General features: G+C 70.0%; 18 protein-coding genes. 7 read left to right on the plus strand and 11 right to left on the minus strand.

Going from position 1 to position 20992, the window contains the following annotated elements:
* The first annotated feature begins 237 nt into the window (after nt 1–237).
* A complete protein-coding gene (locus ACFFIA_RS06860) occupies nt 238–1137 on the plus strand; it encodes an SDR family NAD(P)-dependent oxidoreductase (RefSeq protein ID WP_377247166.1) in 900 nt (299 codons plus the stop codon).
* Nucleotides 1134–2537: a dipeptidase gene (locus ACFFIA_RS06865; protein ID WP_377247169.1), complete on the plus strand. Its 1404-nt coding sequence runs from the start codon at nt 1134–1136 to the stop codon at nt 2535–2537. The genes ACFFIA_RS06860 and ACFFIA_RS06865 overlap by 4 nt, the downstream gene beginning before the upstream one ends.
* 113 nt (nt 2538–2650) lie before the next feature.
* Here ACFFIA_RS06865 and ACFFIA_RS06870 read toward each other — a convergent pair whose 3' ends face one another.
* Both ACFFIA_RS06870 and ACFFIA_RS06875 read right to left on the minus strand, forming a co-directional pair.
* Complete coding sequence (locus ACFFIA_RS06870; protein WP_377247172.1) at nt 2651–4240, minus strand: GMC family oxidoreductase; 1590 nt, start codon at nt 4238–4240, stop codon at nt 2651–2653.
* Between the two features lie 372 nt (nt 4241–4612).
* A complete protein-coding gene (locus ACFFIA_RS06875; RefSeq protein ID WP_377247175.1) occupies nt 4613–5176 on the minus strand; it encodes a carboxymuconolactone decarboxylase family protein in 564 nt (187 codons plus the stop codon).
* A gap of 1138 nt (nt 5177–6314) precedes the next feature.
* On the opposite strand from ACFFIA_RS06875, the gene ACFFIA_RS06880 reads away from it, so the two are divergent.
* On the plus strand, nt 6315–6728 hold the full coding sequence (locus ACFFIA_RS06880; RefSeq protein ID WP_377247178.1) for an MmcQ/YjbR family DNA-binding protein: 414 nt from the start codon (nt 6315–6317) through the stop codon (nt 6726–6728).
* Here the strand turns inward: ACFFIA_RS06880 and ACFFIA_RS06885 are convergent.
* Genes ACFFIA_RS06885 through ACFFIA_RS06900 form a run of 4 tightly spaced genes read right to left on the minus strand, consistent with a single transcriptional unit; the run spans nt 6707 to nt 8329 of the window.
* Nucleotides 6707–7345, minus strand: coding sequence for an SRPBCC family protein (locus ACFFIA_RS06885; protein WP_377247181.1), 639 nt, complete (start codon nt 7343–7345; stop codon nt 6707–6709). The two genes, ACFFIA_RS06880 and ACFFIA_RS06885, sit on opposite strands and share 22 nt — an antisense overlap.
* A complete protein-coding gene (locus ACFFIA_RS06890; protein WP_377247184.1) occupies nt 7342–7758 on the minus strand; it encodes an ArsR/SmtB family transcription factor in 417 nt (138 codons plus the stop codon). The genes ACFFIA_RS06885 and ACFFIA_RS06890 overlap by 4 nt, the downstream gene beginning before the upstream one ends.
* A 33-nt stretch (nt 7759–7791) precedes the next feature.
* Nucleotides 7792–8163 (minus strand): VOC family protein, encoded by a 372-nt coding sequence (locus ACFFIA_RS06895; protein ID WP_377247187.1) that lies wholly within the window; start codon nt 8161–8163, stop codon nt 7792–7794.
* A 25-nt stretch (nt 8164–8188) separates the two neighbouring features.
* The gene (locus ACFFIA_RS06900; protein ID WP_377247190.1) at nt 8189–8329 is read right to left on the minus strand and encodes a hypothetical protein; all 141 of its coding nucleotides are present in this window, start codon (nt 8327–8329) and stop codon (nt 8189–8191) included.
* A gap of 180 nt (nt 8330–8509) precedes the next feature.
* On the opposite strand from ACFFIA_RS06900, the gene ACFFIA_RS06905 reads away from it, so the two are divergent.
* Complete coding sequence (locus ACFFIA_RS06905; protein ID WP_377247193.1) at nt 8510–10447, plus strand: PPC domain-containing protein; 1938 nt, start codon at nt 8510–8512, stop codon at nt 10445–10447.
* Nucleotides 10448–10539: 92 nt separating this feature from the next.
* On the opposite strand, the gene ACFFIA_RS06910 is transcribed toward ACFFIA_RS06905, so the two are convergent.
* Complete coding sequence (locus ACFFIA_RS06910; protein WP_377247196.1) at nt 10540–11922, minus strand: YibE/F family protein; 1383 nt, start codon at nt 11920–11922, stop codon at nt 10540–10542.
* 221 nt (nt 11923–12143) lie between these two features.
* On the opposite strand from ACFFIA_RS06910, the gene ACFFIA_RS06915 reads away from it, so the two are divergent.
* Both ACFFIA_RS06915 and ACFFIA_RS06920 read left to right on the plus strand, forming a co-directional pair.
* Nucleotides 12144–13949 (plus strand): VanW family protein, encoded by a 1806-nt coding sequence (locus tag ACFFIA_RS06915; protein WP_377247199.1) that lies wholly within the window; start codon nt 12144–12146, stop codon nt 13947–13949.
* A gap of 74 nt (nt 13950–14023) precedes the next feature.
* On the plus strand, nt 14024–16237 hold the full coding sequence (locus ACFFIA_RS06920) for a peptidase M6 immune inhibitor A (RefSeq protein WP_377247202.1): 2214 nt from the start codon (nt 14024–14026) through the stop codon (nt 16235–16237).
* On the opposite strand, the gene ACFFIA_RS06925 is transcribed toward ACFFIA_RS06920, so the two are convergent.
* The gene (locus ACFFIA_RS06925; protein ID WP_377247205.1) at nt 16234–16671 is read right to left on the minus strand and encodes a winged helix-turn-helix transcriptional regulator; all 438 of its coding nucleotides are present in this window, start codon (nt 16669–16671) and stop codon (nt 16234–16236) included. The two genes, ACFFIA_RS06920 and ACFFIA_RS06925, sit on opposite strands and share 4 nt — an antisense overlap.
* A gap of 108 nt (nt 16672–16779) precedes the next feature.
* Here ACFFIA_RS06925 and ACFFIA_RS06930 point away from each other — a divergent pair, with 108 nt between their 5' ends.
* Nucleotides 16780–18225 (plus strand): MFS transporter, encoded by a 1446-nt coding sequence (locus ACFFIA_RS06930; RefSeq protein ID WP_377247208.1) that lies wholly within the window; start codon nt 16780–16782, stop codon nt 18223–18225.
* Nucleotides 18226–18366: 141 nt separating this feature from the next.
* Here ACFFIA_RS06930 and ACFFIA_RS06935 read toward each other — a convergent pair whose 3' ends face one another.
* From ACFFIA_RS06935 to ACFFIA_RS06945, 3 genes are read right to left on the minus strand one after another with little or no spacing between them, the layout of a single operon-like run.
* Nucleotides 18367–18909 carry an NADPH-dependent FMN reductase gene (locus ACFFIA_RS06935; protein WP_377247211.1) on the minus strand — a complete coding sequence of 181 codons (543 nt, stop codon included), beginning with the start codon at nt 18907–18909 and terminating at the stop codon, nt 18367–18369.
* Between the two features lie 26 nt (nt 18910–18935).
* Nucleotides 18936–20153, minus strand: coding sequence for a non-homologous end-joining DNA ligase (gene ligD / locus ACFFIA_RS06940; protein WP_377247214.1), 1218 nt, complete (start codon nt 20151–20153; stop codon nt 18936–18938).
* 12 nt (nt 20154–20165) lie between these two features.
* Nucleotides 20166–20915, minus strand: coding sequence for a TapB family protein (locus ACFFIA_RS06945; protein WP_377247217.1), 750 nt, complete (start codon nt 20913–20915; stop codon nt 20166–20168).
* Between the last annotated feature and the right edge of the window lie 77 nt (nt 20916–20992).

Below are 20992 nucleotides of genomic sequence, written 5' to 3' on the forward strand. Positions count from 1 at the left end.
CTCCGTTTGCGCCTGCGGTGGATCCCATGACCCGCCTTTCAATGTTTAGTAGAACATGAACATTCACTCTTGCGTGAAGACTCGCGCAAGTATACCGTGCCCTCAGTCTTCTGCATCTGTTGACCGCTGGCCGTTACTGACCGAACCACGGCCAGGGCCCTTCGAACTCCGTGACCAGCCGGGTCAGAATCAGCTGAATGCCCGAATCGCCCAGAACCAAGAAGGAGTTGAGGAACGATGAACCTCGAGGATCGTGTCGCGGTAGTCACAGGCGGTGCGTCGGGCCTTGGCTTCGCCGTTGCCCAGCGATTGGCTGCCCAAGGAGCCACCGTGATCATCACGGATATCGACCAAGCAGCTGGCTCGCAGGCGTCGAAGCAACTGGATGCCACGTTCGTAGCACACGATGTAGCGGATGAGACGAGTTGGCAGAACCTATGCCAGGTTGTGCGACAGAAGTTCGGTCCGCTCAACGTGCTTGTCAACAATGCAGGCGTCGTTGCGAAGGCGGAGGCGGCAGATCCCGAGCATCAGAGCCTCGCAGAGTGGCATCGCCTGTTCGCCGTGAACTCGGACGGAGTGTTTCTGGGATGCAAGACTGCGATCGGCGCGATGAGAGAGGCTGGCGGCGGCGCGATTATCAACGTCTCATCCGTTGCCGCGCTCTTGGCTACTCCCTTCGGGACAGCGTACGGAGCTACCAAAGCTGTAGTAGCGCATCTCACGCGCACCGTGGCTCAGTACTGCGCGCGAGAAAAGCTCGATGTGCGATGCAATTCCATCCACCCCGGTGATATTCGCACTCCTTTGTGGGACCAATGGGCCACAGGGCTCGCGACCGAACGGGGTGTTACTTTTGAGGCCATCGTGGCGGAGTTCGAGGGCATGATCCCAACTGGCCGCATGACGACTCCCGAAGACATTGCGGCCAGCGTCGCCTTTCTGGCGTCCGATGAAGCAAGGCAGATCAACGGCGCACAGATCGTCGTGGACGGGGGCTTCGTTAGCTGTAACACGTACGCCCTGACCACATCAGGCGGCCCCCTCGACCCACATAGATCGTTTCCCGCATCCGACGGCGTTTCACTCGTCCACCCGCCCAGCGGTGACACATCGGGCAAGGAGCCGGCCCGATGACGGCCCTGCCCGAACTCGTGGAGCTGCGAGAGCACTTTCGGATCAATCGGGCACAGGTCATCGACGACATCTCGGCTCTGGTCGGCATTCCGAGTGTCAGCGCACTCCCAGAACACCGCACCGACATCGACCACGCAGCTACATGGCTGGCAGATCGCCTGCGTCGGGCCGAAGTGCCGACGGTCGAGGTCATGCAGACTGCAGGGCACCCAATCGTTTGGGGGAGCTGGCCAGCGCCTCCGGGCAGACCAACGATCCTCATATACGGCCACTACGACACCCAGCCAGCGGGCCCGAACGAGGAATGGCATTCGGACCCGTTCAAAGCATCGGTTCGTGAAGGGAGGCTCTACGGTCGCGGAGCCACCGATGACAAAGGCAACCTAATGATTCCCGTCGCAGTTACGGAAGCGTACGCACGGCTCGCTACACGCCCGCCCGTGGGGCTCATCTTCCTTTTCGAAGGAGAGGAGGAAGTCGGTTCGCCAAGCCTTGTGGACTTCATAGCCTCCCACTCCGACCGCCTTCGAGCGGACTACGCGGTAAGCGCAGACAGCGCGATGTGGGGGCACGATGAGCCGTCTCTGATCCTCGGGAGCCGAGGGCTCGTCGCGCTGCAGTTAGATGCCTACGGCGCACCTTCGGATCTGCATTCCGGCCTCCACGGCGGCCTCGCGCCCAACCCGCTCAACGCGCTCGCCTCGGTGCTTGCAAGCATGAAGGCACCCAACGGAAGGATAACCATCGAGGGCTTCGATACGGGCATTCGTCCCCTTGCTGATCTCCATGAGCGCGACCATCCCTTCGATGCTGGCACGTATTCAGACTCCGTTGGGATCCCGGCGATCGTCGGAGACCCTGCTTACAGCCCCGTCGAGCGCAACTCAATCCGGCCCACGCTGGACGTCAATGGGATCTGGGGTGGGTTCCAGGGGACCGGCTCGCAGATGATCATTCCTGCCGAGGGACACGCAAAGGTCAGTTGTCGACTTGTCGCTGACCAAGATCCCAATGAGGTCATCCATGCGATCCGCAGTCACGTGGCGAGACATTGCCCACCAGGGGTCACGATGGAGGTGCGATCGATCATCGAGTCGTCGAGAGCGTACACAATCGACCCCCATCATCATGGCTTTAGCATGGCGCGCGAAGCCTTGGCTGCGTCATACGGGCGCGATCCGCACCTGATCTACATGGGCGCCTCGCTGCCGGTTGCGGCGATCGTGAAATCGATGCTGGACATCGAAACAGTCTTCCTTGCTTGGGAAATGCCCGATGAGAATCTCCACGGCCCGAACGAGTTTCTTCGGCTCGAGAATCTCGATCGCGGCCTCATGGTCTATGCCGACTTTTTTCGCAGGTTGGGCGAACAGGCACACGAGTATGAAAGCGACGAGTAGGTCACCCTGCTTAAGGCGTTCGCGTAATGCAGCTTCAGTGAGGTGGATGGTTCAGGGGGCTGCTGGATCTCGAGCTGACCGGACGCCGGCTGCGGCCCTTTGCTCAGCGACCGTCAGACTTTGGCGAGGTCGTTAGCCATCTTCTCGCCGATCATGATCGTAGTGAGGTTCGTATTCGCTCTGCAGTCAAGCGGCATGATTGACGCATCGACCACGCGGAGCCCATCGAAGCCGTAGACCCGACATGCCGAATCGACGACCCCTGTGCCCGCGGGGCCCATGCAGCAGCCGCCAGCACCGTGCTGGGCGTCTGACGCTTGGTTCAACAAGAAGTCTTCGAGCTCAACATCTCGCGCCGATGCGAGCCAGGACAGTGGGAGGTCAGAGTTGCCCAGCAGCGCGCCGTCGGTAATCACTCGGAACGGTTCCTGGGATGCCAACAGTCCTAGGTGGCGATAGCCGCGACTCATACGCTCAAGGTCAGAGGGGTCGTCGAGCATGTTCTCCTCGACCACGGGCGGCGCGAGAGGATCTGTTGAATCGAGCGATATGGTTCCGCGACTTTTCGTCTCCATGAGAAGCAGGTTGATCATTGCCTCGCCGAACTGTGCGGCGTCGATCTCTACTCCCACACCCCCATGGTTCATGGCCACGACTAGGAGATCGTCGCCCGCTGAATGATCCGCGCCCGAACCGATCCGAAGACAACAATTGGTGTGGCGGGCATCGGGATCAGTCACTCGAAAGTTTGGCTTGAGCTTAAGCTCAATACGGCAGAATGGGTGATCGAAAAAGCCTTGACCGACAGGGAGATCGGCCCGCACATCGATTCCAAGCTGTGCGAGGTTCTCGGCCGGGCCTATGCCGGAGCGTTGCAGGATCGCGGGTGAGTGGATGGCGCCCGCGGCAAGGACGACGAGTGGTGCGTGAAAGTCGATTCTTTGACGCCCAATCACCGTCCTCACGCCGACCGCCGTACGGTCCTGAAAGATCACCGTATCGACCGTCGCGTCGCCGAGTATCGTCAGGTTGTTCCGTCCCCGCGCCGGTTCGAGGTATCCGTCGTTGACCGAGACGCGACGCCCTTCTCGGCTGTTGATTGGGTAGGCGCAGACGCCTTCGGCGCCTGGTGCGTTTACATCCTCGTTCCACTGGTAGCCGAGCCCCATTGCCGCGTCCCGTAGTGCCAGATCGACCCATCCCCATCTATCAACTGGTGCTCGATAGATGGGAATGGGCCCGCCTGACCCGTGGTAGCTCGCCTCGATGGGGTCGTCCTCCAGGCGGTTGAAGAACGGGAGTACGTCGGCGGTCGACCATCCGACGCATCCCGCCTCGGCCCAGCGGTCGAAAGTGCCAAGCACGCCTCGGATGGCGATTTGGCCATTCACGGCGGTCGAGCCGCCGGCGCCCTTCCCTCGCCAGTAGACCCTGTGTTCCTGGCTCCTCGTGCGCCTTGCCTTGAGGTCGGGATACATGAACGTCGCTTGAAGCTTGGGGTCGAGAAGGAGGTTGAACGGATTGGGGCTTGCCATCTCGGCAGGTTGGTCGACACTCCGGTAGTCCGGTCCGGCCTCAAGGAGCAGCACACGCCGGGCCGGATTCTCCGAGAGCCTGCTCCCCAGGACGGCGCCAGCGGCGCCGGCACCCACGATGATCACGTCGTATCGCGGCCCGGAGGTTGGCTCGGCTGATTCGCTCATGCCTGGAGTCTCGCAGAATCATGAGACTTCACACAAGAGCGAATATTCGTGCCCTGTCGCGGCAGTGCTGTCCGCGGATGCCGCGTTCGCGGAGATGTAGGTCAGGAGGAATCTCAGGCGTTGGGCAATCAGCAGGGTTACCCCGGCGAGGGCCGCGTCTCTTCGGCGATGGGCGCGCACGGGGTGTGGCGGCACGGAGATTCAGCGGACCGGGCGGATGTGTGGTCGAGCCGCAGCGAGATGATCTGGCGCGGGAGATTGGGAACGAGATTCGTGATTACGTGGAGGAGCGGAACCGGACGCTCTGCCCGCCGCTGCGGGCACGTCCTGATCGAGCAACCGCAAGAAGTCGGTGATCCAAGTGGCGATCGGCTAACGGTCGGCGCCCCATGGGGCCGCCACGTCGGCGAAGCGCGTCAGGCCCGGCTCCGGCTCGACCCGCGCGGCGCGCACGATGAAGCTGACCGCGTGATACCAGCCGCAGAGGGCGAGCAGGTCGAGCAGTTGCTCCTCGTCGAAGTGCGCGCGCAGGTCGCCCCAGAGCCGGTCGTCCACATCGGACCTCTGGTGCAACTGCTCGGCCAGCTCCATCAGCAGCCGGTCTCGCGGCTCGGTCCAGCAGGGATCGCCGCTACAGCCCAGCGCGATCGAGCGCATCTGCGCCCGGGTGAAGTGGGCCCGCTCGGCCCAGACCGCCATGTGCAGGCCCCACTGGTACTCACAGCCGCACAGCGCGCACGTCCGCCCGATGACGATCTCGCGGGCCCGGAGGTCGACGCTGAGCGCGGTGCTCAGCTCGTACCCCATCCACTCGGCCATGGCGTGTGACATCTGCCGGTTGCGCGCCATGGTGCGGAGTACCCGCAGCGGCGGCAGGCCCGGCGGGATCATACGGGCGAACAGGGCCTCGATCTTCGGCGGAAAGGGCTCCTCCACCGGAGTGATCCTGGGCGTCACAGCCACGCCATCGCCTCCAGCCAGCGTCGCCCGCCGGCGCCCGGGCCGCCCACCGGCCCGGCCCCATGCCCGCTCGCGAGCCGCCGGCACCGGCCACCGCCGACGCCAGCACCCCCGCGCCGGCGAAGAAATCCATCTACGACGATATACGCCCAGCCGGCACGACGAAATCTCCGCCAGGGCCGGATCACGGCGACGCGCCCCTCCCCCGGGGCCGCGCCCGAGAGCCGGGCCACGCCGTATGACGGCGACGCACCCCTTCCCTCGGCGCCGCGCTGGACGGAGCCGCGCCGGAGAGCCGGGCCACGCCGTCACGCGCGGAGCCGAGGTTCGCGTCGCGGGTTCTCGTCGTGCCCCAAGGCCGAGGAGCGCACGTCAGACTTCCGCAGAAACGCCCCCTGGTCCGGACAGCGGACGCCCAAGCCGTCCGGATCGTCTATACCGCTTTCGCGGTCGGGTTGGCGCCGCTGCGCGGGTTCTTGTGGTAGCTCCGGCGGGCGCTCGTGCTGCGGGCCGGGTCCGCGCGGGGCTGTGCCTGGTTGCTGGATGGCGTGTCGGCGTGTTCGGGGCGGGCCGCTCGCGGTCATGGGGATCCAGGTCGTGCGTGGCGAGAAATCCACTGTCTGGGCGCGATCAGTCGCCAGGGACGGACGCCGCGCCCCGGGTCTGGTCGCTTCGCGAGAAGCTATGTCGGGGACATAGCCCTTTGCGACCGGTTTGAAAGGGCTATGTCCCCGACAACGTCCACGCACCTGCCAGGTCAGGGGCGGCTACCCATCCGGACCCAGCGTCCATGCCACGAGCCGCGTGTGGGGTCCCTGCGGGGGTGGGCGCACCGATGCGCCCAGCTCGACAGCTTCTCCAACAGAGCTTCGGGGTCAGATCTCGGGCCCGTCCGCGCTGCAAGCCCGCCACGCGCGGAGACACTGCGCGATCCACTCAGACCTCGACCGCGGGTTTGGTTGTGCACCGCGGAGAATGCGGCTGCGGGAGCGGCGGTCTGGAGCGCGGCGGACGTCGCGGTAGCCCAGGTCTATCCCTTGGAACAGATCGTCTGGGGGATCGGCGCGGAGGCAGATCCACGAACCCCAGACCCGAAGGTCTCTAGAGTGTGCCTATGGCGAGCTGGGACGACGTACGGCGGCTGGCGCTGGAGCTGCCCGAGACCGACGAGGTGGCGGGGCGCGAGGGGCACCTGTCCTGGCGCGTGAAGGAGAAGGCGTTCGTGTGGGAGCGGCCGCTGCGCAAGAGCGACCTGGCGGCGCTCGGCGAGGCGGCGCCGGACGGGCCGATCCTCGGCGCACGCGTGCCCGACGAGGGGGCCAAGCATGCGCTGATCGCGGACGACCCGTCCGTCTACTTCACGACGCCGCACTTCGACGGCTACCCGGCGGTGCTGGTCCAGCTCGACCGGATCGGCACGGCCGAGCTGGAGGAGGTCGTGGTGGAGGCGTGGCTCGCGCGGGCGCCCAAACGCCTCGCCAAGGCGTACCGCGCCGAGGCCATGCCTCAGGCCGGATCGGGCACGTAGAACTTCGTCGTGTTCCGCACCGAGGTCGCCACCTGCTCCGGGTCGCCACCGGCCGCCAGGTGGGCCTCGCCCCACGCTGCCGCGCTGCGAGTGCTGAACTCGCGCGCCTCGGGCGACGACTCGAAGTCGGACGGCTTCTCGACGTGCTCGCCGCGCAGGTACATCGCGAGGCCGAGCAGCCCGAGGTCCCAGCCGACGCCGGTCGCGCCGGGGCCGTACGTCGGGAAGAAGACCTCTTCGACCACCGCGGAGTGGATCAGCTCGAACTCGGTGTCGCCGGCCGGCCCGGGCGTGAGCCGCACCTCGACCTCGCTGCTGCCGGGCGGGGCGTCCGGGCCGAAGAGCCAGGAGACCTTGAGCAGCCGGGGCGGCTCGCACACGAGGATCTCGCCGCCCGCGTTCCCCTCCAGCTGGTACGTCCCGCCGAGCCGCAGGTCGCCGCTGACCGGGAGGAACCAGCGACTGAGCCGCTCGGCGCTGGTGATGGCTTCCCAGACGTCGTCGATCTCCGCGTCGTAGCGGCGGCGGAGCACCACCGCGTACGCCTCGCCGGCCGGCACCGTGCCCTTGCCCAGCTCGCGGTGCACGGCGGCCAGCTCGTCCAATACGTCCTTCATGTCATGTCCTTGTCGGTTGGCGGGTCGGCGGCTCCCCCATCGCCGGCACCACTCCCGGGCGGCGCGGCGGGCGGACCGCCGGAATCGATACGGCGTGCGCGCTTGCCCCGCGCCAGCTCCGTGGCCAGGGCGTCCAGCCGCTGCTCCCAGAACCGGCGGAACCGGTCCAGCCACGCGTCGACCTCGCGCAACGGCGCGGCCTCGACGGCGTAGAGCCGGCGAGTGCCCTCGGCCCGGACCGATGCGAACCCGCTGTCCCGCAGCACGCGCAGGTGCTGCGACACAGCGGGCTGCGAGATCCCGAACTCGGCCCGGATCACCTCCGTGACCGCCCCCGAGGACTGCTCACCGTCGGCGAGCAGCTCCAGGATCCTGCGACGCACCGGGTCACCGAGGACGTCAAACGCGTGCACGGCGCCGACTATGCCAGCCGCCGCTTATATAAGTCAAGAACTCTGGAGTACCGACAGCACGTTGCCCGCCGGGTCGGCGAACCAGGCGATCGGCGGCCCTTCGCCCCGCATGATCCCCCGCTCGTCCTGGCCAAAGCCCTCGTATCGGATCACCTCCACGCCCCGGGCGGCGAGGTCGTCCACCGCCCGGTCGATGTCCTCGACCGGGAAGTTGAGGACCGTGTACGTGGCCGCCGTGTGGTTCTCCTTCGGGTACACCAGCACCTCCGCGCCGGTGCCGAGGTGGAGGCTCAGCATCCCGTGCTCCTCGGTGACCTTCAGGCCGAGCGTTTCCGCGTAGAACGCCTTGGCGGCCGGGATGTCGCCGACCGAGAAGCCGCTGAACGCCTTCGTACTCCCAAACATGTTTCGCCCCTTCTGTCTATTGTGCCTATCTTGCCCCTGTCGTGGCGTACGTATGCCGTGTCCCGTACACCTCGTCGACCACGCACCGCGCCCACCGCATGGAGAGAGGACTGGCGAACAGAGCCTCGGCGCGGGCGGCGGTCAGCGGGTCGACGGTGACGTTCATGGGATTCCCCTCCTCGGCGAGTGCCTTCGGAAGGTAGGACCGGCCGCGGGCCGCCAACTCATCGGTGCGCCGGCGGAAATCCGACTTCCATTCATAGATCTATCTATTCGCCTTCATCGTGAGTAGTGTCGCCGGTGCCGACCGGGGCGGGGGCCTCGGCCGGTTCGAAGGGGGAGAAGCATGCGTCGAACCATCGCGATGGTTGCTGCCTGCTTACTGGCGGCGGTCACACTCGCACCGGGCGGTGCCACCGCCCGCGCGCCCAGAGACGTGGACACCGAGCAGGCGATGTCCGCCGGTTTCCAGGTCGCGAAGAAGTCGAACGGCAAGAACCGGTCGGCGAGCGCGAAGCCGGCCGGAGTCAACCCGTACCTCGCGCTGCTGCCCGACCCCGCCGCGGCCGACCTCTCCGGCTGGGACTGGCACCTCGCCGCAATGGGCAAGGAGCGCGCGGCCGTGCGCGACAGCCAGCGGAAGGCCCTCGCCGCCGCGCCGATCCTGGTCGACGAGGACGAGCCGGCGGGCATCCGCGGCTCCAACGACACGCCGGCCACCGCCCAACGGGTCGCCGGCTTCGGCACCAACTCCGGGCAGAACCCCAAGGCCCGCGTGCTCGGTGCCCTCTCGCCCGAGGCGGTGACCGCGGACGAGGTGGAGGCCACCGCCGAGGACGACGGCTCGATCACGCTCGCCGGCGAGACTGGCATCGGCGAGACCCGCGCCGGCATCAGGACCTCGGCCACCGTCGGCGACGGGCCGCACGGCAGCGCCGGCACCGGCTCCGGCGACTTCGACGTGTACAAGGTGACGGCCCAGGCCGGCGAGAGCCTCACGGTCGACATCGACACGCCCGCCGGCAGCAACCTCGACTCGATCCTGCTGCTGCTCGACGCCGAGGGCGAGTTGCTGGCGACCGCCGACGACACGGCGAACAGCTTCGACAGCCTGCTCACGTTCCAGGTCACCGAGACGGGCGACTACTACGTCTTCGTCACCGGCTTCCTGACGCTCCCCAACGACCCGTTCGACTCCGGCAGCGGCACCGGCGCGGAGAGCGAGGGGCCGTACGACGTCACGATCCTCGTGGGCGAGGCCGACGTGGACTACTTCGCCGTACGCCTGCGCAAGGGCGACGTGCTCGGCGCGTCGGTGAGCGGCGGCGCGTCGCTGCTCGGCGTGTACGACACGGTGCCCCGCCTCGTGCAGGGCTCCACTCAGGACCTCACCGCGATCTTCCCGGCCAACACCCCGCTCCCCGGCGGCGGCAACGCGGTCGTCGACCACGTGGCGGAGAGCACCGGTTGGCACTACCTCGCGGTGACCTCGGGCAGCGGGCGGTACGACGTCACGGTCGAGGCGTACCGGCCGGCGCTGGAGACCGAGGCGCCCCCGGTGCAGACGCTCTTCCTGGACTTCGACGGCGCGCGGCTCAACACCGCCATCTTCGGCGGGCCGGGCGTGCGGACGCTGAGCCCGCTCAGCGCGTTCCTCGGCCGGTGGGGGCTCACCCGCGCCGACGAGGACGAGGTGATCGACGCCGTGCTCGCCACGGTGGAGGAGAACATCAAGACGGACCTTGTCGCGAGCGGCCTCAACGGGCGCTTCCGCATCCAGATCAAGAACAGCCGCGACCACCGGGACACGTTCGGACAGGCGAACGTGAGCCGCATCGTCGTCGGCGGCACGATCGACGAGTCGGGCGTCCCCACCATCGGCATCGCGCAGACCATCGACCCCGGCAACTTCGCCACCGAGGAGACCGCGTTGGTGCTGCTCGACGTGCTGAGCGACCCGGCCGGTGACGACGCCTCGCTCAACACGTACATCACGCCGGCCAGCGACAAGGTGGCCTTCGTCGGGCGGGCGCTCGGCAACGTGGTCTCGCACGAGGCCGGCCACTTCTTCGGCGACTGGCACGTCGACCAGTTCAACGACATCCCCAACCTGATGGACCAGGGCGGCAACTTCCCGGTCATGTTCGCCGTGGGTCCGGACGGCGTCGGCGGCACCGCCGACGACATCGACGTCGATTTCGGCGAGGACGCCTTCAACCCCGGTGAGGGCTTCACGGGTACGGAGGACACGCTGAGCCGGATCGTCTTCGGCGTCACCAGGTAACCAAAGGCGGCGGGCGGGCCTCCAGGCAGAGACCTGGGGGCCCGCTCACGCGTTCGGGCCGCGCTCACTCCGCGTGCTGGTCAGGGGCGGGCTCACCGAAGACCGCCGCCGTACGCGCCTCCGGCATCCTCCGGGAGCTGGGCCTGCCGTCCCGCACGGAGATGGCCGGTGTCGTCGGGCGTGCCCAGCCACTCGTCGCTCGTCACGTCCATGCCGCGCCGCCGCCTCGGCTCGGCCCGCCGAGGCTGCTTGACCTTCGGCTTGCGGGTCGCGGCGAACGCCGCCAGCGCCGTCGTGATCGGCACCGCCGCGATCAGCCCGATCGTGCCCACCACGCTACGGACGATCTCCTGCGTGAGCATCTGCGAGGTGAGCGCCTCGCCCAGCGGCGTGTTGCCGGCGGCGAGCAGGATCAGCAGGGGCAGCGAGGCGCCCGCGTACGCCAGCACGAGCGTGTTGATCACCGAGGTGATGTGCGCCCGGCCGACCCGCGCCGCCGCCCGGTACAGCCGGGTCGCGGAGAGCGCCGGATTGGCGTGGGCGAGCTCGCTGACCGTCACCGCCTGTGTCACCGACACGTCGTCGAGTACGCCGAGCGAGCCGATCAGGATGCCGGCCAGCAGCAGGCCCTGCATGTTGACCGCGGAGTTGGTGATCGTGAGGAAGTTTGTCTCCTCGGTGCCCACGCCGGTCAGGTGCAGCGCTGTGGTGGCGACCGTCGCGAGCACACCGGTCAGCGTGAGGCTGGCGAGCGTGCCGAGCACCGCGACCGTGGTGGGGACGGTGAGCCCGTGCGTCAGGTAGAGCACCGACAGCATGATCGCGGCGGAGCCCACGACGGCGACAAGCAGCGGCGAGCGCCCGTCCAGGATCGCCGGCACGATGAAGAAGAGCAGCACGCCGAACGTGATCGCGAGCCCGCCGAGCGCGGCCAGCCCGCGCCACCGCCCAAACGCCACGACCGCGAGCGCGAACGCGATGCCGAGGATCCAGAGCTGCGTGCCGCGCTGGTGGTCGAGGATCTGGTACGCCACACCGCTGGCCGTGCCCTCGGTGTTGATCAGCACGATGTGGTCGCCCTCGCCGACCTCGGGGGCGCCGGGGCCGCGGGGCAGGTCGGTCTCGATCCGCTGCCCCTCGTCGGGGCCGGAGGTGAGCTGGACCGTGACGGTGCCGCACTCCTGCGGGCCGCCCTGCGGGCCGCCCTGCGGGGCGATCTGCGGGTCGCCGGGCAGCTCCGGGCAGGGCGTGAGGGCCACCGCGACGACGTCGCCGGTGGCCTGCACCGAGCCTTCGGCCGCCTCGCGGCCGACCTCGTCGCGCGGCCAGAGCAGCATCATCGCCGCGAGCGTGACCGCGGCGGCGCAGGCGAGCACGATCAGGGCGGTGCGCCCCGCAAACCGGGCGTGCGGCCGGTCGGCGCCGTGGGCGTGCGCGTGACCGTGGCCGAGGTGTCCGGGTCCGTCGTCAGCCATCGCGCCACGCTATCGCGCCATGCCCGCCCGGATCCCGCCTCCCCACGCCGGCCGGCCCGCGCCTCCCGCCGCGCCGGCGAGCACCGCCGGAGGCGGCCCGCCACCGGCGCGGTGCCGGACACGTTCGCGTGGTTTCCGTGGTGTGACCCGGGGCTCACCGCCCGTACTCCATCGATCCGCATCGCCCCGCTCCTCTCCCGCGTCGCGTAGCATCTGCCCCCGTGACCCAGCCACCGAGACCGTTCGCCGACGACGCGCCGACCGTCCAGTTCTCCGCGGTGGGCGGCCAGGCCGCGCCGGGCGGGCCCGTCACCTACGGTGAGCCGGCGCCCGATCAGCCGAAGCGGAGCCGGGCGCGGATCCTCCTCGCCGGTGGGATCACCGCGGTCGTCCTCGTCGCCGTCGGCGGTTCCGTCGCCTACGGATACGCGGGCGAGGTGCCGCGCGGCACGACGGTGCTCGGCATCGACCTGGGCGCGCAGAGCAGATCGGAGGCGGCGGCCGCGCTCCGCGCCGGGCTGACCGAGCAGGCCGAGCGGCTGGAGGCGCCCCTGCCGGTGCGGCTGGGCGAGCGGGTCGTCGAGATCACTCCCGCCGACGTGGGGCTGGCGATCGACGTGGACGCCACGGTGGCGGCGGCCGCGGAGAGCGGCGGTGGCCCGTTCAGCCGGATCTTCGGCTCCCGCAACGTGGCACCGGTGGTCACAATCGACACGGCGAAGGCCGACGAGGTGCTCCGCGCCGCGCTCGGCAAGGACGCGCAGGCGATGACGATGCCGGCGGTGACGTTCTCCGGCACCACGCCCAAGGCGGTCCATCCCAAGCCCGGCCTGGGTCTCGACCCGGAAAAGTCGGCCCAGACGCTGCGCGAGGGCTGGCTCGGCATCCGCCCGGTGCCGGTGCCGCTGGTCGAGATCCATCCCGCGACCTCGGCGGAGGAGGTCGACAAGCTCGTCGCCGAGCTGGCCCGCCCGGCGGTCGCCGGCCCGGTCACGGTGACCACCGACCGGGGCGACGTCACCGTCCCGCCCGCCGCGATCGCGAAGAGCCTGGTGCTCACCGCCGACAAGACCGGCAAGATCAACCCGAAGGTCGACGAGAAGAAGCTGCGCGCCGCGCTCGCCACTCCGCTCGGCAAGGTCGAGGTGCAGGCGAAGGACGCGACGATGACGATCTCCGGCGGCAAGCCGGCGGTCGTGCCGGGCGCCGACGGCCACCGCCTCGACACCGCCAAGCTCAGCACCGACCTGCTCGGCGTACTGCCCAAGGCGGACGGGCGCACGGTCGCCGGCACCATGGCCACGACCAAGCCCAAGGTCACCGCCGAAGACGTCGCCAAGCTCGGCGTCAAGGAGAAGGTCTCCTCGTTCACCACCAACTTCACCGGCGGGCTCACCTCGGCCCGCAGCCAGAACATCGTGCTGGTCTCCAAGGAGACCAAGGGTGCGTTCGTGATGCCGGGCAAGGTCTTCTCGCTCAACACGCACACCGGCGAGCGCAGCTACCCGCAGGGCTACAAAGACGCGCCGACGATCGTGGGTGGCAAGCTGGTGCCGGGCGCGGGCGGTGGCGTCTCGCAGTTCGTGACGACGCTCTTCAACGCGACGTACTACGCCGGGCTGGAAGACGTCGAGCACAAGCCACACTCGTACTACTTCAGCCGCTACCCCTCGGTCATCGAGTCCACGATCTACCCGCCGCACCTCGACTTCCGGTTCCGCAACAACACTCCGTACGGCGTGCTGATCGACACCTCGTACACGTCGAGTTCGATCACGGTCACGATCTGGAGCACCAAGATCTACGACAGCGTGACCACCGAGTGGGGGCCGCGGCGCAACATCACCAAGCCGGTGACCAAGTACCTCGACCCCGGCCCGAGCTGCATCGCGACGTCCGGCATCGACGGCTTCAGCCAGGAGGCGTGGCGGATCTTCCGGAAGGACGGCAAGGAGACGAAGCGGGAGAAGTTCAGCTGGACGTACCAGGCTGAGCCACGCTTTATCTGCGCCAAGCCACCCGCTTAGGCCATATCGGACATACCCTCAAATAAGATCCTCCTTTGTGACGACCACTGTCGTCCCGTCACAAAGGGGGATCCATGGCACGCGCCCGCACCGTCGTAGCCGCCGCCACCGCTCTGCTCCTGCCCCTGTCGGTCCTCCCGGCCAGCGCGGCGCCGGCCAGCCCCGAGCGGACGCCGGCTGAGCGGCCGGCCGCCGACGTCCGGGAGCTGAGCCGCAAGGACTTCACGCTCGACGGCCGCCCGGTCCGGACGCCGGCCAGCTACCAGCCCAAGGTGGCCCGCTCGGGCGCCCGGGCCGGCGCCGACACGCCACCGGTCGGCACGAAGCGGCAGTGGCTCGGCCTCGACGACCTCGAAGGCTCGCTGTACCGCAAGAACTACACGCTGCGCGGCGTGGGCGAGCACGTCGAGGTGTGGGTCGCCGACGACCTCGCCTTCCCGGCCGGCGACTGCCGCGCCCAGGTGCCCGGCACCACCGAGGTCACCGACGCGCAGGTGGAGCACCTGATCGGCGAGTTCGACCGCAACATGTACCCGAAGGAGACCGCCGCCTTCAGCACGCCGCCGGACCGGGACGGCACCAACGCCCTGCTCGAACCGGACGGGAACGGCGACGGCGGCGTCTACACCGGCGCCGGCGACCGCACCGTCACGCTGGTCGACAACGTGCGGGACGACAACTACCACGACTTCCCGGCCGCGCCGACCTACATCGCCGGCTTCTTCTCCGCGCAGCTCAACGAACTCTTCGACCGCAACGTGATGACGATCGACGCGTTCGACTGGCTGCACCGCACCGGCGCCAACCCGCCCAACGAGCCGACCGACGACCTGTGCACCAGCCGGCCGGCCCGCCCCAACCTGTACGAGGGCACCTTCGCGCACGAGTGGCAGCACCTGCTCCAGTACTACGCGGACCCGTTCGAGACCACCTGGGTCAACGAAGGGCTCTCCGACTTCGCGCAGACCCTCACCGGGTACGTCGACGCCACCGCCACGATCGACCAGCGCGGCGCCGACAGCCACATCTTCTGCTTCCAGGGCTTCGGCACGGTCCGTACGGACTTCAACACCAACCCGCGCGACTGCGGCGGCCCGGAGAACTCGCTCACCCTCTGGGGCGAGAGCCCGAACCCGAACGCGACGCTCGCCGACTACGGCAACGCGTACTCGTTCATGCTCTTCCTCCACGACCGGTACGGCACCGCCTTCATCTCCCGCCTGCACCGCGACGGCGAGCACCAAGGGCTGGCGAGCGTGGCCGAGGCGCTGAAGGCGGAGGGCGTGCGCGACCTCTGGCAGGTGGTCCACGACTACCAGTCGATGGTGCTGCTCGACCGGATCGTCGGCGACTCCCGGGAGGGGCGCGTGTACGGCGTGCCGAAGAGCCGGGTCACCACGCGCAGCCTCCGCTCCACGGTCAACCAGGCGAACCCGGCGATCAACGCCACGCCCGGCGCCGCGCCGAACGGGGCCGACTACGTGCCGCTGCGGAGGGCGAACGGCGCGGTGCTGCGCGGCTCGGACCTGCGCTCGCTCGAGTTCGCCGGCGCCCGTACGCTGCCGCCGCTGCCGCTCGCCTGGAAGGTGGTCGACAACGACCCGGACCGCCCGGGCAACCCCGTGCTCTGGTCGGGCAACGCCAACAACCTCGACAACACCGCGGTCGTCCCGGTCGCCGTGCCCGCCGCCGACCCGACGCTGCGCCTGCTCGCCAAGTACGGCGCCGAGGAGGGCTACGACTACGGGTATGTGACGGTCTCCACCGACGGCGGCGCCACGTACACGCCGGTGGAGGGCGACCGGACGGTCGAGGGGCCGCTCGGCCCGGCGCTCAACGGCACCACGGACGGCTTCGAGCCGCACACCTTCGACCTGTCGGCGTACGCGGGCCGGACGGTGCTGCTCGGCCTCCGGTACGTCAGCGACGGCGGCGTCAACGAGGGCGGGCTGCTCGTCGACGACGTGAGGCTCGGCGGCGCGGCGGTCAGCGACGGGTCCAGCCTCGCCGCGTTCGACTCGCCGACCGAGATCGAGCCGACCGCGGTGCACAACTGGAACGTGCGCCTGGTCGGCCTGGACGAGCGGCGGAAGGTCGCGCTCCAACTGGAGCTGGACGGGCGGCACAGCGTGCGGCTCGACCCGGTGCGGCTGGCCGCCCTGCGCCTCTTCCCGAGGGTCGTCGCGATCGTCGCCTACGACGAGCCGACCGAGCAGGTCAGCCAGTACGCGCCGTACACGCTGACGGTGAACGGCGTGCGCCAGCCCGGCGGGACCGCGCCGGTCTAGACCGGCGTCTCGGCGGCCGCCCGCCGGTCGTAGGACGCGCGGGCGGCCGCGATCTCGTCCTGGTGCTCCTCGGTCCAGGTGACCAGCGCCTGGATCGTGGTGTGCAGCGTCGCGCCGAGCGGGGTCAGTGCGTACTCCACGCGGGGCGGGACCACCGGATACACCGTGCGCTCGACCAGCCCGTCGCGCTCCAACTGGCGGAGTGTGACGCTCAACATGCGCTGGCTGATCCCGTCGATCTTGTTACGCAGCTCGGTGAAGCGCAGCGTGCGCCGCTCCAGCAGCGCGATGACCAGCAGCGACCACTTGTCGGCGACGCGGTCGAGGATCTGGCGCACCTCGCAGTCTTCCCGCCGGTCCCACTGGAAAGGGTCCGAGTCGCCGAGGTCGGTATCGGCGCAGTTACTCGGTGACTTTGAAGTGCCTTCTTCCACGCCTGCCCATGCTGCCGCAGGATGCGAGTGGTTACAAGAGATAACCAACAGGCATTCGAGTAACGGGGGCGGTACGTGTCCACGACACAACCCACAGGACCGGGGCGGATGAGCGGGCGCGAGTGGGGCGTGCTGTTCGTGCTCTGCGGCGCGATCTTCCTGGAGGGCATCGACATCTCGATGCTGGGCGTGGCCCTCCCCTCGATCCGCGCCGACCTGGACATGTCGACCGCCGGGCTCTCCTGGGTCGTCAGCGCCTATGTCCTCGGGTACGGCGGCTTCATGCTCCTCGGCGGGCGCGCGGCGGACCTGTGGGGACGGCGCCGGGTCTTCCTGGTCTGCCTCGGGGTCTTCATCCTCTTCTCCGGGCTGGGCGGCCTGGCGACCGAGGGATGGGTCCTGATCGCGGCGCGGTTCGTCACCGGCGTGGCGGCCGCCTTCATGACGCCGGCCGGCCTGTCGATCATCACGACCACGTTCGCCGAGGGGCCGCGGCGCAACAAGGCCCTCCTGGTGTACGCGGGCGCCGCGGCCGGCGGCTTCTCGCTCGGCATGTTCGTCGGCGGGCTGCTGGCGGCGGTGAGCTGGCGGTGGGTCTTCTTCGCCCCGGTGATCCTGGCGGTGGCGATCCTGCTCGCCGGCATCCGGCTGATCCCGCGGGCCACGGCGCCCGAGCGGCACGGCGAGGGCGCGCCCGGCACCGCGCGGCGGGGCGGCTTCGACCTCGCCGGCGCCACCACGGTCACCGGCGCCATGCTGCTGCTCGTCTTCACCGTCGTGCGGGCGCCGGACGTCGCGCCGGCCTGGACCGTCACGACGCTCGCCGCGAGCGCCGCGCTGCTGGCCGCGTTCGTCGTGATCGAACGGCGGTCGGCGGCTCCCCTGGTCCGCCTCGGCATCCTCCGCTCCGGCCCGCTCGTCCGCGCCAACATCGGGGCGATGACGCTGACCGGCTCGTTCTTCGGCTTCCAGTTCGTGACCGTGCTGTACCTCCAGGAGCTGCGCGGCTGGTCGACCGTGCAGACCGGCCTCGCGCTGATGGTGATCGGCATCGACTCGGTCCTCGCCCCCACGCTCACGCCCAGGCTCGTCGAGCGGTGGGGCAACGCCCGCGTGATCTTCGGTGGCTTCCTGCTGGCGGCGCTGGCGTACGCGCTGTTCCTGCCGCTCGGGGCGGACTGGGCGTACCCGCTGATGCTGCCGACGCTGCTCCTCACCGGCCTCGGCTTCGCGCTGGCGTACGGACCGCTGACGATCGCCGCCACCGACGGGGTCGACGAGGCCGAGCAAGGGCTGGCCGGCGGGCTGCTCAACACGTCGTTCCAGTTTGGCGCGGCGCTGGGGCTGGCCCTGGTCACCGCGGTCAACGTCGCCGCCACCGGCGCGGGCGGCACGGCGGCGGACCGGCTGGATGGCTACCGCGCGGCGCTGCTCGTGCCGGTCGTGGCGGCCCTGGTCGGCGCGGCCGTGGTCGCGATCGGCCTGCGCCGCCGCGCCCGCCCGGCGACACCGGCCCGGGTCGAGGCGCCGGAGCCAGCCGCCATCCACGGCTGAACGGAAGCCGCCCGGTGCCCGCGCCCGCCCGGCGGCACCGGCCCGGGTCGAGGCGCCGGAGCCGGCCGCCATCCGCGGCTGAGCGGAGGCCGGTTGGTGCCCGCGGCCCGGCGCCGCGGGCACCGGCGCGTCGGGCCGCCTTTACGGACTGGCGGGCACGGCGAGGTGGCCGGCGATGGCGGCGGCGTGCCGGTCGGCCCAGGCTGCGGCCACGTCCCCCGCGCCGCCGGAGGCCGCGAGCTCCGACTCCAGCACGGCCAGGGGCGGCACCGGCAGGCGCGCGCCCAGCTCGGTGAGCAGGTCGCCGAGCGCCGCGGAGACCGCGCGCAGGTGCGGCTCGGCGGCCGCCACCGCCACGGGCACGGCGACCGCGCCGGCCAGCGCGCCGGCCGCGAACTGGTCGAGGAAGACCTTGAGCAGGCCGGTGTACGTGCCCTTGTAGGCGGGCGTGGCGACGACCAGCAGCCGGGCCTCGCGGACGGCCGCGAACGGGTCGGCCACCGCGCCCGAGCCGCGCGCCGGCTCCGGGCCGAACGTGACGCCGACGAGATCGGCCAGCTCCAGCACCACGCGGCCGTCGAGCGGGGCGAGCCGGGCGGTGAGCGCGTCGGCGGTCGCCTCGGCCAGGGTACGGGTGCGGGAGGCGGGGCGCGGGTTGCCCACCAGCACGACGAGTTCAGTCATGCCACTTATCCTATCGGAGAAATAGGCTATGCGGGACCGCCGTCGGGGCGCATCCCCTCCCACGGGTCGTAGTCGACCTCCAGCGGCTCCTGCGGCGGTCGCTCCCCCTCCGGCACGTGCTGGAGGTTGACCCGGATCCGGTACCAGAGCGAGCTGCGCCCGCGCATCCCGTCGACCAGCACGTCCGCCGGCTCCAGCCGCTCCACTGTGGATGGATGGCGGGCCTTCCACCGCTCCAGCCCGGCCAGCGCCTCGTCCTTCGTCTTCGCGCGGGCGATCTCGATGAGCGGCATGGTGGACTGGCGGCGCCCGGCGCCCTTCGGCGGCTTCTCCGCCGGGCCGAGCCGCTTGGCCAGGTCGAGCAGCCCGTCGAGCGCCCCGAAGGCGTTGTCGATGCCCTGCCACGGGTCGCCGCCGGCCTCGTACCGCTCACGCACCGCCGGCAGCGTGAACTCCTCCGGCCGGCAGTCCGGCACCTCCTCCCAGGCCAGCGGCGTGGAGACGCGGGCGTCCGGGGTCGGGCGCACCGAGTACGCGGAGGCGACCGTGCGGTCCTTGGCGTTCTGGTTGAAGTCGACGAACACGCCCTGCCGCTCCTCCTTCCACCACTTGGCGGTGGCGAGGCCGGGCGCCCGGTTTTCCACCTCGCGGGCGACCGTCTCGGCGGCCAGGCGCACGTCCCGGTAGAGCCAGCGCGGCTCGATCCGGGCGTAGATGTGGAAGCCCCGCGAGCCGGACGTCTTCGGCCACGCGGTCAGCCCGTGGTCGGCCAGCACCTCGCGGGCGACCTGCGCCACGTCGACGATCTGCCGCCACTCCACGCCCGGCACCGGGTCGAGGTCGATGCGAAGCTCGTCGGGGCGGTCGAGGTCTTCGGCGAGCACGGGATGCGGGTTGAGGTCGACGCAGCCCAGGTTGACGACCCAGGCCAGCCCGGCGGCGTCGCGGACCACGACCTCCTCGGCGGAACGGCCGGAGGCGTACTTGAGCTCGGCCACCTCGATCCAGTCGGGGCGCTTGCTCGGCGCCCGCTTCTGGAAGAACGCCTCCTCCTCGATGCCCTTGACGAAGCGCTTGAGCACCATCGGCCGCCCGGCGACGCCCCGCAGCGCGCCACCGGCCACGGCGAGGTAGTAGTTGACCAGGTCGAGCTTGGTGTGACCGCCGGCCGCGAACACCACCTTGTCGGGGTGCGTGATCGTCACCTCGCGGCCGGCGACCTCGAGGACCGCCGGCTTCGACATGCCCCTACTCTCTCAGAGCGGGACGGACGACTTCGCCAACTCCGTCGTCAGCGTCAGGCCGGAGATCGTGACCTCCTGCTTGACCAGGCCGAAGCCGGGCTTGAGCCAGAACTTCCCGCTCGCCTCCGTCACGCCGGCGATGCCCTGGCCGAGGTCGAGGTCGAGGCTGATCGCGTACGCCTCGGCGGTGCCCGCCGGCGTGGTCACCGACTCGGTGCCGACGCCGGTCACCGTGTATCGCACCTGCTGGCTCCGCCCGTCGAGCCCGGGCCCGCGCACCTCGACCGCCGTGCGGCCGGTGCCCTTCGTGCCCGCCTCCAGGTCGGCCACCGGAGGTACGGCCACGTCGTCGCCGGAGCCGCGCACCTCGAACCCGGCCGCGGCCGCGCCGAACGCGCCGATGTCGACGGTCAGCCCGCCGTCCGACCGGGTCACGAACTCCCGCTCGGCGGCCCCGCCGGTGCCCTTCTCGGTGACGGTCACCGTGCGCCCTTCGGCGCCCTGGACGACGCTGTCGACGGTCACCGAGGTGGTGCCGCTGACCACGCCACCGAGCGTGTACTCCAGCGTGGCGCCCTCGACCGGCGGGTAGAAGTAGAGGCCGGTGTCGGCCGGCGCCGCGGCCTCGGTGGACGGCGCACCGGTCGGGGCCGGCGCGTTGGCCGCGGGGGCCTCGTCGCCGCCCGAGCCGCAGGCCGTCACGGGCAGGGCCAGCACCAGCGCGGCCGGCAGGGCCAGCCAGCGCCGTCGGGGCTTGATCACGCCGCTTCCTCCGTACGCGAGGGGCTCGGGACCCCGCCCAGGCTACGTGGTCCTCGCCCGCCGCCGTCGCGGGCAGC

The sequence above is a fragment of the Phytohabitans kaempferiae genome, assembly GCF_042433955.1.
Taxonomy (GTDB): domain Bacteria; phylum Actinomycetota; class Actinomycetes; order Mycobacteriales; family Micromonosporaceae; genus Phytohabitans; species Phytohabitans kaempferiae.

Excerpts from the sequence above, each read along its gene's own strand:
- ACFFIA_RS06860 (WP_377247166.1), top strand. The coding sequence starts at position 238 with ATGAACCTCGAGGATCGTGTCGCGGTAGTCACAGGCGGTGCGTCGGGC.
- ACFFIA_RS06865 (WP_377247169.1), top strand. The coding sequence starts at position 1,134 with ATGACGGCCCTGCCCGAACTCGTGGAGCTGCGAGAGCACTTTCGGATC.
- ACFFIA_RS06870 (WP_377247172.1), bottom strand. The coding sequence starts at position 4,240 with ATGAGCGAATCAGCCGAGCCAACCTCCGGGCCGCGATACGACGTGATC.
- ACFFIA_RS06880 (WP_377247178.1), top strand. The coding sequence starts at position 6,315 with ATGGCGAGCTGGGACGACGTACGGCGGCTGGCGCTGGAGCTGCCCGAG.
- ACFFIA_RS06885 (WP_377247181.1), bottom strand. The coding sequence starts at position 7,345 with ATGAAGGACGTATTGGACGAGCTGGCCGCCGTGCACCGCGAGCTGGGC.
- ACFFIA_RS06895 (WP_377247187.1), bottom strand. The coding sequence starts at position 8,163 with ATGTTTGGGAGTACGAAGGCGTTCAGCGGCTTCTCGGTCGGCGACATC.
- ACFFIA_RS06900 (WP_377247190.1), bottom strand. The coding sequence starts at position 8,329 with ATGAACGTCACCGTCGACCCGCTGACCGCCGCCCGCGCCGAGGCTCTG.
- ACFFIA_RS06905 (WP_377247193.1), top strand. The coding sequence starts at position 8,510 with ATGCGTCGAACCATCGCGATGGTTGCTGCCTGCTTACTGGCGGCGGTC.
- ACFFIA_RS06910 (WP_377247196.1), bottom strand. The coding sequence starts at position 11,922 with ATGGCTGACGACGGACCCGGACACCTCGGCCACGGTCACGCGCACGCC.
- ACFFIA_RS06920 (WP_377247202.1), top strand. The coding sequence starts at position 14,024 with ATGGCACGCGCCCGCACCGTCGTAGCCGCCGCCACCGCTCTGCTCCTG.
- ACFFIA_RS06930 (WP_377247208.1), top strand. The coding sequence starts at position 16,780 with ATGAGCGGGCGCGAGTGGGGCGTGCTGTTCGTGCTCTGCGGCGCGATC.
- ACFFIA_RS06935 (WP_377247211.1), bottom strand. The coding sequence starts at position 18,909 with ATGACTGAACTCGTCGTGCTGGTGGGCAACCCGCGCCCCGCCTCCCGC.
- ligD (WP_377247214.1), bottom strand. The coding sequence starts at position 20,153 with ATGTCGAAGCCGGCGGTCCTCGAGGTCGCCGGCCGCGAGGTGACGATC.